Source organism: Salmonella sp. FC25216 (assembly GCF_057751355.1).
In genome coordinates, this window is sequence record NZ_JBDGON010000004.1 from 25,784 (window position 1) to 40,705 (window position 14,922).

At 55.7% G+C, this 14,922-nt stretch carries 13 protein-coding genes and 2 pseudogenes; 5 read left to right on the plus strand and 10 right to left on the minus strand.

Annotated elements, in window-relative coordinates; genetic code table 11:
* The first annotated feature begins 1 nt into the window (after position 1).
* The 4 genes and pseudogenes from uhpC to AC3G3F_RS09270 all read left to right on the plus strand — a co-directional run.
* Positions 2-1,330 carry an MFS transporter family glucose-6-phosphate receptor UhpC gene (gene uhpC, locus AC3G3F_RS09255; RefSeq protein ID WP_488394847.1) on the plus strand — a complete coding sequence of 443 codons (1,329 nt, stop codon included), beginning with the start codon at positions 2-4 and terminating at the stop codon, positions 1,328-1,330.
* 142 nt (positions 1,331-1,472) lie between these two features.
* The gene (gene uhpT, locus AC3G3F_RS09260) at positions 1,473-2,864 is read left to right on the plus strand and encodes a hexose-6-phosphate:phosphate antiporter UhpT (protein WP_000879181.1); all 1,392 of its coding nucleotides are present in this window, start codon (positions 1,473-1,475) and stop codon (positions 2,862-2,864) included.
* A gap of 192 nt (positions 2,865-3,056) precedes the next feature.
* Positions 3,057-3,509, plus strand: a complete 453-nt coding sequence (locus tag AC3G3F_RS09265; protein WP_023247252.1) for a DUF1198 domain-containing protein — start codon at positions 3,057-3,059, stop codon at positions 3,507-3,509.
* A gap of 129 nt (positions 3,510-3,638) precedes the next feature.
* Positions 3,639-4,190: pseudogene (locus tag AC3G3F_RS09270) on the plus strand (MFS transporter); the annotation flags it as partial.
* Positions 4,191-4,267: 77 nt separating this feature from the next.
* Here AC3G3F_RS09270 and AC3G3F_RS09275 read toward each other — a convergent pair.
* Positions 4,268-4,849: a recombinase family protein gene (locus AC3G3F_RS09275; protein WP_057069777.1), complete on the minus strand. Its 582-nt coding sequence runs from the start codon at positions 4,847-4,849 to the stop codon at positions 4,268-4,270.
* Positions 4,850-5,293: 444 nt separating this feature from the next.
* On the opposite strand from AC3G3F_RS09275, the gene AC3G3F_RS09280 reads away from it, so the two are divergent.
* Complete coding sequence (locus tag AC3G3F_RS09280; RefSeq protein WP_488394986.1) at positions 5,294-5,725, plus strand: tail fiber assembly protein; 432 nt, start codon at positions 5,294-5,296, stop codon at positions 5,723-5,725.
* 1,119 nt (positions 5,726-6,844) lie between these two features.
* Here AC3G3F_RS09280 and AC3G3F_RS09285 read toward each other — a convergent pair.
* From AC3G3F_RS09285 to AC3G3F_RS09325, 9 genes and pseudogenes are all read right to left on the minus strand, one after another.
* Positions 6,845-7,279, minus strand: a pseudogene (locus AC3G3F_RS09285) (phage tail protein); the annotation flags it as partial.
* 185 nt (positions 7,280-7,464) lie between these two features.
* Positions 7,465-8,043: a phage tail protein I gene (locus tag AC3G3F_RS09290; protein ID WP_488394850.1), complete on the minus strand. Its 579-nt coding sequence runs from the start codon at positions 8,041-8,043 to the stop codon at positions 7,465-7,467.
* Positions 8,036-9,139, minus strand: a complete 1,104-nt coding sequence (locus tag AC3G3F_RS09295; RefSeq protein ID WP_488394852.1) for a baseplate assembly protein — start codon at positions 9,137-9,139, stop codon at positions 8,036-8,038. Before AC3G3F_RS09295 ends, AC3G3F_RS09290 begins: the two co-directional genes overlap by 8 nt.
* A complete protein-coding gene (locus AC3G3F_RS09300; protein ID WP_057069066.1) occupies positions 9,130-9,477 on the minus strand; it encodes a GPW/gp25 family protein in 348 nt (115 codons plus the stop codon). The genes AC3G3F_RS09295 and AC3G3F_RS09300 overlap by 10 nt, the downstream gene beginning before the upstream one ends.
* A gap of 76 nt (positions 9,478-9,553) precedes the next feature.
* Entirely contained in the window at positions 9,554-10,126 is a 573-nt protein-coding gene (locus AC3G3F_RS09305) for a phage baseplate assembly protein V (protein WP_488394854.1), read from the minus strand.
* Positions 10,123-11,292, minus strand: coding sequence for a phage late control D family protein (locus tag AC3G3F_RS09310; protein WP_488394856.1), 1,170 nt, complete (start codon positions 11,290-11,292; stop codon positions 10,123-10,125). Before AC3G3F_RS09310 ends, AC3G3F_RS09305 begins: the two co-directional genes overlap by 4 nt.
* Entirely contained in the window at positions 11,280-11,492 is a 213-nt protein-coding gene (locus tag AC3G3F_RS09315) for a tail protein X (RefSeq protein WP_181562007.1), read from the minus strand. The genes AC3G3F_RS09310 and AC3G3F_RS09315 overlap by 13 nt, the downstream gene beginning before the upstream one ends.
* The gene (locus AC3G3F_RS09320; protein WP_488394858.1) at positions 11,492-12,376 is read right to left on the minus strand and encodes a phage tail protein; all 885 of its coding nucleotides are present in this window, start codon (positions 12,374-12,376) and stop codon (positions 11,492-11,494) included. The genes AC3G3F_RS09315 and AC3G3F_RS09320 overlap by 1 nt, the downstream gene beginning before the upstream one ends.
* Positions 12,376-14,844, minus strand: coding sequence for a phage tail tape measure protein (locus tag AC3G3F_RS09325; RefSeq protein ID WP_488394860.1), 2,469 nt, complete (start codon positions 14,842-14,844; stop codon positions 12,376-12,378). The genes AC3G3F_RS09320 and AC3G3F_RS09325 overlap by 1 nt, the downstream gene beginning before the upstream one ends.
* Positions 14,845-14,922: the final 78 nt, after the last annotated feature.

Here is a 14,922-nt window from a genome sequence, read left to right on the forward strand (position 1 = left end):
AATGCTTTCGTTTTTAAAAGCCCCGGCCAACGCGCCGCTCATCACCGATAAGCACGAGGTTGACGCCCGCTATCGCTACTGGCGGCGGCATATCCTGATCACCATTTGGTTGGGTTACGCGCTGTTCTATTTCACCCGTAAAAGCTTTAACGCCGCCGCGCCGGAAATCCTTGCCAGCGGCATTCTGAGTCGCAGCGATATCGGCCTGCTGGCGACGCTGTTTTACATCACCTACGGGGTGTCGAAATTTGTCTCCGGCATCGTTAGCGATCGCTCTAACGCTCGCTATTTTATGGGCATCGGGCTGATTGCGACCGGCGTAGTGAATATTCTGTTCGGCTTCTCGACCTCGCTGTGGGTCTTTGCTCTGCTATGGGCGTTGAACGCCTTTTTCCAGGGGTTTGGATCGCCGGTTTGCGCCCGTTTGCTGACCGCCTGGTACTCGCGTACCGAGCGCGGCGGCTGGTGGGCGTTATGGAATACCGCGCACAATGTCGGCGGGGCGCTGATCCCTCTCGTTATGGCCGCTGTCGCCCTGCATTATGGCTGGCGCGTCGGGATGATGGTGGCCGGATTGCTTGCCATCGGGGTGGGCATGGTCCTCTGCTGGCGGCTGCGCGACCGTCCGCAGGCGATTGGTTTACCGCCGGTAGGCGACTGGCGGCACGATGCGCTGGAGGTAGCCCAACAGCAAGAGGGCGCGGGGCTAAGCCGCAAAGAAATCCTCGCTAAATATGTGCTGTTGAATCCCTATATCTGGCTGCTTTCGCTGTGTTACGTCTTAGTGTACGTGGTGCGCGCGGCGATCAATGACTGGGGCAACCTGTATATGTCCGAGACGCTGGGCGTAGATTTGGTCACGGCCAACACGGCAGTATCGATGTTTGAGCTGGGGGGATTTATCGGCGCGCTGGTGGCGGGCTGGGGCTCGGACAAACTCTTCAACGGCAACCGCGGACCGATGAATTTAATCTTCGCCGCCGGGATTCTGCTCTCTGTGGGTTCGCTGTGGCTGATGCCGTTCGCCAGTTACGTGATGCAGGCGGCCTGTTTCTTCACCACCGGTTTCTTTGTTTTCGGCCCGCAGATGCTCATTGGCATGGCGGCGGCGGAGTGCTCGCATAAAGAGGCGGCGGGCGCGGCCACCGGTTTTGTCGGCCTGTTCGCCTATCTCGGCGCGTCGCTTTCCGGCTGGCCGTTAGCGAAAGTGCTGGAGATCTGGCACTGGACCGGTTTTTTTGCGGTCATCGCCATCGCGGCGGGGATCTCCGCGCTATTGCTGCTGCCATTTCTGAACGCCCAGGCCCCACGCGAGACCAGCGAAGCGTGATGCACCTCACCTTTTTGCGCTGAATGGGGCAAAACTAAGAAATTTTCCCGGTTTTGCCTGGACGCTGTCGCAGGCCACTTTTCCTGTGGATTTTTACAATGCCTGCCATTCGCAGGTATAAAAATTAGCTCAGGAGTAATCCATGCTGGCCTTCTTAAACCAGGTGCGCAAGCCGACCCTGGATCTGCCGCTCGATGTGCGGCGTAAAATGTGGTTCAAGCCGTTCATGCAGTCCTATCTGGTGGTTTTTATCGGCTACCTGACCATGTACCTGATCCGCAAAAACTTTAACATCGCGCAGAACGACATGATCTCTACCTACGGGTTGAGCATGACCGAGCTGGGGATGATTGGCCTGGGCTTCTCGATCACCTACGGCGTGGGGAAAACGCTGGTTTCCTACTACGCTGACGGTAAAAATACCAAGCAGTTTCTACCGTTTATGTTGATCCTCTCCGCTATCTGTATGCTCGGCTTCAGCGCCAGTATGGGCGCGGGGTCAACCAGTCTGTTTCTGATGATCGCTTTCTATGCCCTGAGCGGTTTCTTCCAGAGTACCGGAGGATCGTGCAGCTACTCGACCATCACCAAATGGACTCCGCGTCGTAAACGCGGCACCTTTCTCGGCTTCTGGAATATCTCCCACAACCTCGGCGGCGCGGGCGCGGCAGGCGTGGCGCTGTTCGGCGCCAACTACCTGTTCGACGGTCACGTCATCGGCATGTTTATCTTCCCGTCGATTATCGCGCTGATTGTTGGCTTTATCGGTCTGCGTTTTGGCAGCGACTCCCCGGAGTCTTACGGTCTGGGTAAAGCTGAAGAACTGTTCGGCGAAGAGATCAGCGAAGAGGATAAAGAGACTGAAGAAAACGAAATGACCAAGTGGCAGATCTTTGTTGAATATGTATTGAAAAACAAAGTGATCTGGCTGCTGTGCTTCTCCAATATCTTCCTGTATGTGGTGCGTATTGGTATCGACCAGTGGTCAACCGTCTACGCCTTCCAGGAACTGAAACTTTCTAAAGAGGTGGCGATTCAGGGCTTTACCCTGTTCGAAGTGGGCGCGCTGGTCGGCACGTTGCTGTGGGGCTGGCTCTCTGACCTGGCGAACGGTCGTCGTGCGCTGGTAGCCTGTGTGGCGCTGGCGTTAATCATCGCCACCCTCGGCGTCTACCAGCACGCCAGCAACCAGTATGTCTATCTGGCCTCGCTGTTCGCGCTCGGTTTCCTGGTGTTTGGGCCGCAGCTATTAATTGGCGTGGCGGCAGTCGGTTTCGTACCGAAAAAAGCCATCGGCGCTGCGGACGGTATCAAGGGAACCTTCGCTTATCTTATCGGCGATAGCTTTGCCAAGCTGGGTCTGGGCATGATTGCCGACGGTACCCCCGTTTTTGGTCTGACCGGCTGGGCGGGCACCTTCGCCGCGCTGGACGCCGCCGCGATCGGCTGTATCTGCCTGATGGCGATGGTCGCCGTGATGGAAGAGCGCAAAATCCGCCGTGAGAAAAAAATTCAGCAAGTCAATATCGCTTAAATGTGTGCATTTGGTAACGTTTTGCCCGGCTTAACGCCGGGCTTTTTTATGCCTTGCGTTCGTCAGACAGGACATCCGGCGTCTGGCGTAAATGAAGACAGGCGTTAATAAATCACATCCTGACAGGCCAGAACGTCGACAGTTATAAATTTACCGTTATGATGGGCATCCTGTTTGGTGACGGATGTGCGCATGATTTGGTTGATTCTGGCCACGTTTGTGGTGGTGTTTATTGTGGGTTTTCGGGTGCTGACATCGGATACCCGCCGGGCGATTCGCCGCCTGAGCGAACGTCTGAATATTGATGTAGTGCCGATAGAATCGATGATTGATCAGATGGGTAAAACGGCGGGCGGTGAGTTTTTACAGTATCTGCATCGCCCTGATGAGTCGCATCTGCAAAATGCCGCTCAGGTGTTACTGATCTGGCAAATCGTGATTGTCGATGGCGGCGATCAGAATTTGCAGCGGTGGCATCGGTTGCTGCAAAAAGCGCGTTTAGCTGCGCCGATCACCGATACACAGGTACGGCTGGCGCTGGGCTTTTTGCGCGAAATGGAACCCAATATGCAGGAGATCAACGCGTTTCAACTGCGCTATAACGCCTTTTTTCAGCCAGAAGAGGGTGTCCACTGGCTGCATTGATAGCACGATGGGTGATAAGGAGCAGGCGAAAGCCGTCATTGGTAAATAGTTGCTAAAACGTTAATCAGATCACATTTTGTAATGTTACACTGCGTGGCTTTTCCGCAATAAAACACGCAGGTAATAACAATGAATGAAAATCTCACAGAAACAACCCGCGCAGATGAGGTTGCCAGGCCTAACTGGTCAGCCGTTTTTGCCGTGGCGTTTTGTGTCGCCTGCCTGATTACCGTTGAGTTTTTGCCCGTTAGTCTGTTGACGCCGATGGCGCAGGATCTGGGGATTTCCGAGGGGGTCGCCGGTCAGTCAGTCACCGTTACGGCGTTTGTCGCGATGTTTTCCAGCCTGTTTATTACCCAAATTATTCAGGCGACCGACAGACGTTATATCGTTATTCTGTTCGCCGTTTTGCTGACTGCTTCTTGTTTAATGGTTTCCTTTGCTAACAGCTTTACGCTGCTATTGCTGGGCCGCGCTTGTCTTGGGCTGGCACTGGGCGGATTCTGGGCGATGTCGGCGTCGCTGACCATGCGACTGGTTCCCGCGCGTACCGTGCCGAAAGCGCTGTCGGTAATTTTTGGCGCGGTCTCCATCGCATTAGTGATCGCCGCGCCGCTGGGCAGTTTTTTGGGCGGTATTATTGGCTGGCGTAATGTCTTTAACGCCGCTGCGATGATGGGTGATGCGCCGCGCGATAAATGCGCCCATTTCCGTGAGATAAATGGCATCGCTGCGGCGTTTCATTATTTGAAAAAGAATTACAATCCTACCGCGTCATTCTTCCTCTGACCATCTACCGGAAAGTACCGGTACAGCGTCGATAACCCCACACCGTAGATAATGGCCAGTTGCTGGCGGGTATGCCCCTTAACCAATAGACGTGCAATCTGTTCCCGCTCATGCGGCTTTAATGCGTTGGGCCTTCCACCGATGCGTCCTTGTGCTCTGGCGGCTGCCAGCCCGGCCAGTGTCCGTTCGACAATTAGCTCGCGCTCCATCTCCGCCAATGCCGACATCACGTGGAAAAAGAAGCGCCCCATGGCGGTGCTGGTATCAATACTGTCTGTTAAAGAGCGGAAGTGGGCACCGCGTTCATGTAACTCTGATATGAGTGCGATCAGATTCTTAACGCTGCGTCCCAGCCTGTCTAGTTTCCACACTACTAAGGTGTCTCCGCTATTAACGCACTTTAAAGCGCGCTTAAGACCAGGGCGACTGGCAACTTTTCCGCTCATACGGTCTTCAAAAATTCGGTCACAGTTTGCGCTTATGAGTGCATTACGCTGTAAATCGCTGTTCTGGTCGATTGTTGATACGCGGATATAACCAATAACGGCCATCAATTTTCCTCCTTTACATCATGGTGGGAGGATTCTTGCAGATTTCGCTATGTGTAACTGCTTTTCCAAAAACCTTCAATTGGGAGAAGCGGCGAAACGGGGGGTTGGAACAGCAGCAAATCAGTTACCAGATATGAACAGTTTTGAATTTCAGAATGAACTGAATGGGGGCTATGTACGATTTCCGCAGAACTGGATGCTGCAATGGAAGAGGATAACCGTTCCTGCGGCATCAGGAACTACCGGAGCGACAGTATCTGCAAACTATTTAATCCCCTTTACAGCAACAGTTATTGGATCATGGGCTAACGTCGAAAGTCGTACTATTAACGTTGCTGCGAGTCCATTTGTCAGCGCATCAAATAACGATCTCACTTCATTTCTGGCAACCAGCACATATACATCCAGCTCACTGAGTGTAACGGTATATTCAATAGGGCGTTAATTATGGAATTTTTATGGTCTCCCGCAAACCTGGCATTTTTCCCCGATACTCTGATGCAGGAATATATCGACGCTGGCTGGGATTTATCAGATGCGGTTGCGGTAAGTGATGACGTAAGAGAGGAGTTCGGCGGTGTATGGCCGCAAGGAAAAATTCTGTCGAGTGTGAATGGAATGCCAGCATGGGCTGATATTCCACCGCCTACAAAAGAAGAATTAATTCAGATTGCTGAGGCTGATCGCCAGCGACGAACAGATGCCGCCAACGATTTTATGAACAGCAAACAATGGCCCGGTAAGGCGGCAATTGGTCGGCTGAAAGGCGACGAACTGGTGCAGTATAATCTGTGGCTTGACTACCTCGATGCACTGGAAGCGGTAGATACCTCCAGCGCCCCGGATGTTAACTGGCCTGTTCCTCCGGACGAGTAAGGGTTTCAGGCTTTGAGACTGGCGCTATGAATGTTTTGCCATCGTAACGCCAGCCAATACCACACGCGCCGTTCACCAGTACCGCAGTACCCGTTTCAGGACTCCATTCTGACTCCCCGTCCCATATGACGAGATTAGTCACTACATCATTATCAACTACAGCGTAAGTACCAGACATTATGAATACTCCCATACAATGACCACGCCCGAACTACCGGGATTGCCATTTCTGGCAGGCTCGGAAGCATTCGATGCGACTCCATCACCACCCAATCCATATCCGGCCAGTGGCGAAATAATCGAGTTTGCAAAATTGCTGCCCATGCCAAGTGCAACAACAGTTGGCCATGAGGAAAATGGTCCATTTCGGGAGATGATGATACCTGTCCCTGATGGCGACGAGGATGGTTGAGCAGCCCCTTCATTGAATGGCGGAGCTTTTGCTGTGCCCACTCCCGAACCTTTACCAGCAGGGCAAACCAGCAAAGAACCAAATGATGTGGTTCCGCCGTCGCCACCGTTACCACCGCCAGCGCCATTTACAGTGCCACCGGCTCCGACTGTTACACTGACGGATGAAAATCCGCTGGTATAACGGGCTTTTGCGTATGCACCGTTTGAACCAGCTGCGCTGATGGCATTTTGAGTGGTTCCGGTAGCGGTGAGGTTTCCACTGGCTCCACCGCCCCCAACAGCCTCAACAATGATTGATTTTGTTCCTGCCGTTGGCGTGTACATACCCGATGTTGTGATGGTTTTAATATTCAGCAAGCACCCCGGAATAGTGTCTAAACCCAGATATTTCACCATTTCCGTTTTGCTTTCTTTGCCAATTAAATCCCGACCCGCCTGAGTTGTATTTGACGAATTAAGGGAGTAATTCCATCCCGAGAAAGTATTCGCACTGTATGAGCCGGTGGCAATTTTTCCCGTGCGGCTGACAGCAATTAACGTGCAAGCATCGCTGACATGTTTTGCTGCGTAAACATCAAACCACTCACCACCAAACGCAGGTTCATTTGTGTATGTCCCCGGAAACTGAGCGCTGTAAACAATCCCTGGAGTGTTCACGATATGAGCGGGAATGTTGTAACCTTCAGGCAAAATAATGCCTGGTACTAAACCAAGGTATTCGAGAAGGGCCGAAACTGATTTTCCAGACAATGCGGTCAACGTGTTATCAAGCGGCTGCTTACCCGCCAGAGCGTTCGTCATGGTGGTGGCAAAGTTCGGATCGTTACCCAAAGCCGCCGCCAGTTCATTCAGCGTATCAAGCGCTTCAGGGGAAGAGGCAACCAGTGCAGCAAGTGCTGCTTTAACAAATGCCGTGGTGGCCAGTTGCGTATCATTGGACGCCTGCGCAGCGGTTGGTGCTGTCGGTTTGCCAGTTAATGCCGGACTGGCCAGCGGAGCATAATCGGCGACTACGTTTTTAACATGCCCGGTAGTGGCCAGTTTGGTGCTGTTATCCGTTTTGGTTGGCGTAGGCGCGGTAGGTGTACCGCTCAGCGCCGGGCTTTCCTTTGGTGCATACTGGGTGTGCGGGTTCGGCGCAGCAATATGATCTGCCAAATTCTTATCACCGCTCTCGACCTGTTGTTTCAGGTACGACGTTCGTTTGGCCAGTTGCTTCGCCTGACGGTTAGAAATTCCGTCAGGCCCGCCCAGTACGGGGTCAGAGACCTCAATCTGGTAGATGCCGTCTTCCCAATGTGGGGTTTCAGGTAGGTTTGCCATAATTAACTGCTCCCGTGGTTATAGCTGCCGTCATAGTTGACGGTGTTGTTGTAGCGAATTGCGACAGACTGATATTCCAGACTGGCAAGGTGACAGCGGGCCGGAGCGAACGCGGCGAGGGTCTGTCGCAGCATTGACGCCTGGTCGTTAGTGATGGGCTGCCGGAGGATAACGCGGTAAACAGCCCATGCCTCGGCGTCACCGTGAACATAGTTACCGTTGTACGTGTGTCTGCCGTCGTAGCCGATTTGACCGGTCCCCTCAATCAGGTCGACCTCGCCAAAACCAAAGCGGCGGATGATTTCCCGAATTGACCACGGCGTCCCCTTGTAGCGGTGCAGCTCGATGGCCGATTTAATCAGGGCGCGTCGCACGTCATCCGCTTCTGCCAGCTCCCAGCCATCACCGAACAGCGAGAACTGCTCCCCCAGCCACGGCAGCGCGGAGCTGTCGACGATATCCACCAGGTACACCATCAGGGCTTCCAGGTTAATGTTGTCCAGGCGCCCGGCCAGTCTGCCCAGCGTTCTGAGGCTGATATCCCCCTCAAGCGGCGGTGGAAGCTGCAGCGGCTCAGCCATCGGCAACCCCCGTCATGGTGATGTTGATGGAGGTACAGTTGGCCCACTCGTTTTCCGCCACCACAACCAGCGCCAGACCGGGCAGCTCAACCTGATACACCCCATCAACGGACAGCACGGCGTTAATCTGCCCTGGCACGATATCCAGCCCCAGCTTTGCCCGACGGGCCGCCACCCAGCGCTGAATGGCATTATTTGCGGCGTCTTTTATCGAATTGACGTCCTGACCGCGATAAACCGTGATGCGGGCGTCGATGGCGTAGTCCACCTGGACGGGCTTTCTGGCATGAACGGTATCGGTGAGCGGTCGGACTTTCTCATCCGAGCAGAAGCTCTCGACCAGCGTGAGGATGCTGTTGTCCGGCAGGCCGGTACTGAGCAGCGGATACAGCTCAACGGTACCGGGCACCGGGGAGAGAACGGCGACGTCGACAATGCTGGGATGTGCTCCCATGGCATGAAAACGGTATGCGCCACGGCTACCGGCGTTGGTGAAGGACTCCGGGGCCAGCCTGATGCGCTCACGCAGCCGGTCATTGTCTTCCTGCTCTGAACCGCCGGAACTGGCGGACAGGTTGGTGACCTGCAGGTCGACGCTGTCAATCTCATCGAGCAGTTGGCTGACCTGAGCAGGTTGCCAGCCGTTACCGGCATCACCGGGTTCGGTACAGGTCGCCGTGACGTTGACCAGCAGCAGACCCGCCTTCAGCACCACGTCCGTGTCGGTGGCGAAAATAACGCTGTCGGAGGCGCTGACGCGGGTGCCTGCAGGTATCAGTACATCCATCGCCATCGCTTCGTCGACAGCGAACTGGAGAGGAGTGGATGCAGGCTGCGCGGCCAGACGGTACACGCCAACCAGCTCACCGAGGTAATCAATCATCGGCTCACGGGCAAAGGCGACCAGATTCTGCTTGGCGGCTTCCTGCGCCGCCACCCTGACCAGCATTTCGCGATAAGCCCACAGGTCAATCAGCAGACGTTCGGCCTGCGCCGGATACAGCGTCTTGCCGGTATCAGCCTCATACTTCGCAATCATTTCTGCCGTGATTTTGTCGGCATCGCGTTCAATAAAATCGGGTTCTGTCAGCGCCATAGCAGTTCCTGAGTCCGGGGTTGTCCGTCCGAGCCTTTCCAGCTCACCCGGAGCGTAAGATGTTCACCGTCAACGGCGGGTTTAACCGACGTCAGCTGGCAGCGAGGCTCCCAGCGACGAATGGCATCGACGGACTCGCGCACGACGTGCGGAATGGCACGCTCAACGGGCCAGTCGATATAAAGGTGCAGATTGCTACCGAACTCCGGGCGGTGCGGGTCGCTGCCGCGAGGTGTGCGCAGAATTATTTGAATGGCCTGCCAGATATCATCCAGCCCCTGGACGATTTCGCCGGGGGCCTGCAGGGCCGGTTGCCAGAATACTGAGGTCGTTTTCATGGGGGCAGTATTGCCCCCGGAAGGGATAGCCGATATTAAAGGCGTTTAAGAAGATGTGCGGGACTGGTTGCCAGTATTACTGGTCCGAAGTGATGCTGCCGGTGGCGTGGGCGCTGCCTTCAATCTCCAGATTGCCGGTGATGCGGGCCGCAGCACCTTTACCGCCGGAGGCTTCCAGCCCACCGTTGAGAACGGTCTTCCCGCCAACGGTCAGATTACCGGGGATTTCGGTTTCCTTCGCATCAATGACCGCGTTCTGTGCTTTGACCGTCACTTTGGTCAGGCACTCAACCGCAATATGCTCCACGCCGCCCCGGATGGTGAGCGTATGAGTGCCCCGGTGGTAGCTGAACTCGGCCCCGTCGCTGAATGTTGTCCCGCGAACGCCCTTGTCACTGAATGAGGGTTTATCAACGTCTGAATAGACCGCGCCGAGGATCACGCCATCTTCGCCATTTTCGTCCAGCAGCACCTTGACCTGTTCCCCCACATCCGGGAGCCAGTAGTCTTTGTTGTTCTGGGTGTTGCGCTGCAGGACGTCCAGCCAGTTGGTGCGCATGTTGTCGCACTCGGGCAGCCGGACGCGGGCTTTCACGCCAGCAGCATCGACGGCGCTGACGGTACCGGTCTGCAGGGTTACGCCTGTCATTTTTTCTTCTCCTTTATTACCGTGGATGTGCTGCCGTCAGGCTTGTAGACGGTGAGCGTCTGGGTCTTGCCGGTTTTGTTACCTTTCTTCGCCTTACCCCGCGTCACTGGCCCCCGCGCCACGTCCAGCTCGGTCACGTAGCCGCTGCTGCGGTCGAGGATGTGGCGGGCGGTGGTTATCAGCCACGGCCCGGACAACTGACCAAATCCGGACAGCTCAATTTTATTACCCGCTATCAGCTGGGACTCTCCCATGAGGGTCAGGGAGCCGCTCTGCTGATATTCATTGTGACGGGCCAGCGCGGAATCTGCCTTAATGCGGGCGCTGTCCGGGTCACTGACGCGGCTGTTGACCTGAAGACGGTCGGCGCTGGTGACCTTGCCGTCTTTGGTTTGCTTGCTGCTCTCACTGGTGCCGCCGTCAGCCTCATACACAATCAGCTTTTTCGTGCTGCTCTTCTGGTGCTTGACCCTGGCGGATTTGTAGACCCGATTGATGGTATCGCGCAGCGAGTAGCGAGCCACGTCCTGTGGCTTCAGCTGCTTAACTGGCTCCTGGCTACGAAGTGTGGCCAGATGCGAAAATATCAGCTGGTCGCTGACAATCTTCACCGCATAGCCGTACTCGCTGGCGAGCCGGTGCAGAAAGGCCACGTCGGTCTCGGCGTACTGCGTCACCCGGTCAATTTTGATAGCCTCGATGCTGCCCACCAGTTTCAGTTGATGCTTTTTGGCAATGCGCCCGGCGATGGCCGCCAGCGTGGTACGCTCAAAGCCCCGGTTTGATTTCGTCCGTAATGCGCTGTTGACCGAGGTGGCCACGCCCCGGATGGAGACCACGGACGCGGGCGAACTGACCTCTATCTCGTCAATGGAGAAGGTACCGCAGGACAGCAGCCTCTCCCCCTGGTAGCCCACCTTCAGGGTCAGCGTGTCGCCTTTGCCCGGATACCACGCATCCAGCCAGCGACCATCGGTATCATCCAGCTCCACCTCGATGGTGTCGGACTCATTTTTGATGTTATCGCTGTACGTAATGCGGGTGACGTATGGGGTGATATCGCTGGTGATATTCTTTTTCAGATACCACAGGGTGAACACCGGCGACAGCACATCGCTGACGCCGCCCGGGGCAGACGATGTCTGCGTGCTGCTTACCTCAGCCATGGCGGGGTATCCTCTTCTGTTGTGGCTTCTTCAGCCTCAATCACCGGGATAAGCAACAGCAGCCCGGAGGGAAGCACCGGCGTGATGGCCACGTGCGGGTTAGCGGCAATAATCCGGGGGTAGCCCATGGGGTCGCCGTAGTACTGCCATGCAAGCGAGTCCCAGCGCTCCCCGTTACGGGTGACATGCTTAAGGAACATCAGACACTCCTCGCCATAATTCTGGCTGCCATGGTGCTTAATCCCGGCGACATGCGAGTAAAGGTGGTACTGGCGGAGTTCAGTTGACCAGAAACCGCATCCAGCGCCGCCGCAATATTTCTTCCGTCGACACCGTTCAACGAAGACTGCGCTTGCTGAACATACGCAGCGGCCTCGCTGGTGGCACGGGCCAGACTGACGGCCTCCGGCATGGACTCGGCCAGCGCATTAAACGCCGGGATACTGCTCCCCAGTGACCCGGAGATATTTCCCAGCCCGCTCATCAGACCCGGCACGCGGGTCAGCGCCACGGTCGGGTTATCTTTCATTTTCTCCGCAATCCGCACCGCGCTCATGGTGGTCTGGAGCGCCGATTGCGCCTGTTTTGCGTAGTTGACGCCGTCCCGGACAAACTGCGCCACACCGGAAGGCGATGGAGCCGCAGAAGACACCGCGCTGGTGCCCGGCACCTGCGTGCGGATGGCAGGTGGCTTCAGGGGGTTTTTAGGGTCGCCGATGTACTCCCGTAGCGATACGGTGGCGTTGACCGCCAGCACGTTGCCGGTGCTGTCAGTCTGTTCGCTGGTCGCGTTCGCGTCGGTAATCACGAACCAGCCGCGATAGTCACCATTGCCAAAGACCAGCGCCAGCGCCTGATGGGCTTTCATTGCCGTTCTGAGGCGGGCCAGCTCGACGTCGGGCACGCAATAATGCTGGTGAAAGACCAGGCTTATCTGGATTTCGTCCAGCTTGTCGCCGATGAACTGCAGGCCGGGTTTCCCTTCGATGCGGGGATGCTCGGCATAATCGACGCCGAACGTCGCTTCGAAGCCGTCCCAGTAGGTAATCAGCTCAAACTCAATATCGCCCAGAACCGCAAACATCAGCTGTACCTCCGGCGTTGTTGCTGGGCCAGCAGGCGCTCCAGCATTTTCTCCAGTTCGTGCACGCTCATATTCAGCGCACCGGTTAACCCGGCAGGTGTCGGCGTCTCTTTGCCGTTAAGGTAGAACTGGGGGTTAAAATCCACATGAATGCCGCCAGCTCCACCGCCACCGGCAGCAGCACCAGCTCCACGTCCGCTATACCCTGCGGCCATAATCTCTGGTGACGGAAGGCGGGGGACGTCCGGGGTCATCTCTTCGGCCAGCCGCTGTCCGGCCAACGCCGCAAGCGGAGTGGTTCGCTGCAGGCCAATGGCGGCACCCTGCGCGATGTTGTCACCGAATCCCATAAACACCCGGCTCGGCGAATGGATACCCAGTTTTTCTTTAAACCAGCCGCCGACGTTGTCGCCCATGTCGGTGACGGTAGTTTTGAGCGAGTCCCACTTGTTTTTGATGCCGTTAATCAGCCCGTCGATAAGGTTGCTGCCGAAGTCGGTGAACTTTGCTGGCAGGTCAACGCCCAGATATTTCAGGGCGGCGGCGAAGGCTTTGTACAGCAGGCCAACCGGAGACCAGTTCATCAGCAGCTTGCCAATCCCCACGATACCGCCATTAAACGCCGTTTTAATGTCAGTCCAGCGCTGTTTAAACCAGCCGCTGACCGCTCCCCAGTTGCGATAAATAAGGTAAGCTGCTGCCGCGACGGCGGTTATAGCGAGACCAATGGGATTCATCAGCAGCGCCCGCCCCATCCAGAGAACAGCCCGTCCGACGAGCATGATGCCGCGAACAAGGCTGCCAGCCAGTACACGCCCCAGCGTTCCGGCCCCTTTAGCAACTGAGCTGAAGCCAGTCACCAGCCAGCGGAGCTTACCGCCTTCCCCCAGCGCCAGCGTAAGACGTAGCCAGTTGGCACGCAGCAAAATGACATTTTTCCAGACGTTCACAAAGGGGGAAATCAGCAGGTTCAACCCCAGCTTGAGGCCGATGGTGGCCATCTTAAACGCGAGCAATGCGCCTATTACTTGAATCGTACCGCTCACGAGTTGCGGGTTGGCTGCAATCCACTTACCGACGCTGTTCATTAATCGGATGAACGTTTCTCCCAGTTGGATCAACGCCGGGCGTAATGATTCACCGATGCTGATAGCCGCGTCGTTAAAGCCAATCTGCGTTCTGCGCCAACGCCCTTCGAGCGTATCATTCTGTTTCGCTGCATCCTTGTCCAACGTAGACATTGCAGAAGGAGTATTCATTTCCTGCTTGTTAGACTGGTATTTATCCCAGCCCTGACGCATCGACAGCAGATGGTTGACTGTTTGAATATCGGTGAATACTTCCGCTAGTCCGAAGGACTCCATCAGCTTCTGCTGGCCCTCCTGATCGCCTCTAGAGCCTGCGGCTTTCCATTGCTGCACGAATGCCTTGCCTTTACCGTCAATAAATCGGTTGGCAATCATGAGAGATGCTTCATATTGAGAGAGACCCTGGGCTACATAATTTTGCATTGACCCTTGGTAATCCACACCTGCCTTGGCGTATTTCTGCGTAGTATCTCCGCGTCCCATCGCCGCCAGCCAGTTGGACATATTAGTGACGGCTTCTTCTGCTGAACCGCTGCCTTTACCTACTTCCAGACTGGCGACAATTTGGGTTATGGCGTCTTTACCGTAAATACCACGGGCCGCAAAGGCTTTTGCCATGCCGGGTAGTGCTTTAGCCATATCCTTCAGTTCAAACGAGCCGAGCTTGGCCCCTGTCGCTGCGATACCAAATGCCTGTTCCAGCTCTTTGGCATCGGTAATTTTGAGGGCATCACTGAAGGCATAGGTCATTTTTGCCAGGTCAGTCATATCGGCTTTTGTCGCGGTGGCCGCTTTACCCAGCATCCCGGCAAACGTAGCAGCCTGCTCCGGTGCCATACCATCAGCAACCAGTTGGCCTACTCCTCCCATCAGGGATTCCTGTAGCTGGTTAACCTTCAGAGAAGCCTGCCTGATGGCCTGACCTATCGCTCGTTCCTGCTTTGCATCCAGATCTCCGGTGACGCTGATATCGCGCAACTGGGATTCAAACGAGGCATATTGTTTGACGGATGCCATGACAGGAGCGCCCAGCGTTCTGCCGATAGCGTAAGTTTCTGCACCCTGACCATAGAGCGCCATGCGGTTGGCCTTCAGTGCATCACTGGTAGCGGATGCAGCCGACAACCGGCGCTGCTGACGCTCAACCTGCTCCATTGTCCGGCCAACCCGTTGCAGTGCATTGTTCAGGTTCTGCATGGAGGAGGTGCCAAGGTGGCCGTACCGCGCTATTTTTTGCGTCAGATTATCCTGCCGCTCCTGCAGACGGCGGGAGGTATCATTAAGCGAGTCCAGGGCACGACGAGTACCGCTCATTGCAGAACGGAAGGTGCTGCCAATCATCCCACCGATAACAACGCCGACTGAAAACTGCCCCGACATAGTGGTTAACCTCTGGGTTGAATGAAAATATGTGAGGGGATAATGCAGAACAGCCACCACTGGCGGCTGCTCATACTA

Coding starts and splice junctions, on each gene's coding strand:
- uhpC (WP_488394847.1), top strand. CDS start 2: ATGCTTTCGTTTTTAAAAGCCCCGGCCAACGCGCCGCTCATCACCGAT.
- uhpT (WP_000879181.1), top strand. CDS start 1,473: ATGCTGGCCTTCTTAAACCAGGTGCGCAAGCCGACCCTGGATCTGCCG.
- AC3G3F_RS09265 (WP_023247252.1), top strand. CDS start 3,057: ATGATTTGGTTGATTCTGGCCACGTTTGTGGTGGTGTTTATTGTGGGT.
- AC3G3F_RS09275 (WP_057069777.1), bottom strand. CDS start 4,849: ATGGCCGTTATTGGTTATATCCGCGTATCAACAATCGACCAGAACAGC.
- AC3G3F_RS09290 (WP_488394850.1), bottom strand. CDS start 8,043: ATGGCTGAGCCGCTGCAGCTTCCACCGCCGCTTGAGGGGGATATCAGC.
- AC3G3F_RS09295 (WP_488394852.1), bottom strand. CDS start 9,139: ATGGCGCTGACAGAACCCGATTTTATTGAACGCGATGCCGACAAAATC.
- AC3G3F_RS09300 (WP_057069066.1), bottom strand. CDS start 9,477: ATGAAAACGACCTCAGTATTCTGGCAACCGGCCCTGCAGGCCCCCGGC.
- AC3G3F_RS09305 (WP_488394854.1), bottom strand. CDS start 10,126: ATGACAGGCGTAACCCTGCAGACCGGTACCGTCAGCGCCGTCGATGCT.
- AC3G3F_RS09310 (WP_488394856.1), bottom strand. CDS start 11,292: ATGGCTGAGGTAAGCAGCACGCAGACATCGTCTGCCCCGGGCGGCGTC.
- AC3G3F_RS09315 (WP_181562007.1), bottom strand. CDS start 11,492: ATGTTCCTTAAGCATGTCACCCGTAACGGGGAGCGCTGGGACTCGCTT.
- AC3G3F_RS09320 (WP_488394858.1), bottom strand. CDS start 12,376: ATGTTTGCGGTTCTGGGCGATATTGAGTTTGAGCTGATTACCTACTGG.
- AC3G3F_RS09325 (WP_488394860.1), bottom strand. CDS start 14,844: ATGTCGGGGCAGTTTTCAGTCGGCGTTGTTATCGGTGGGATGATTGGC.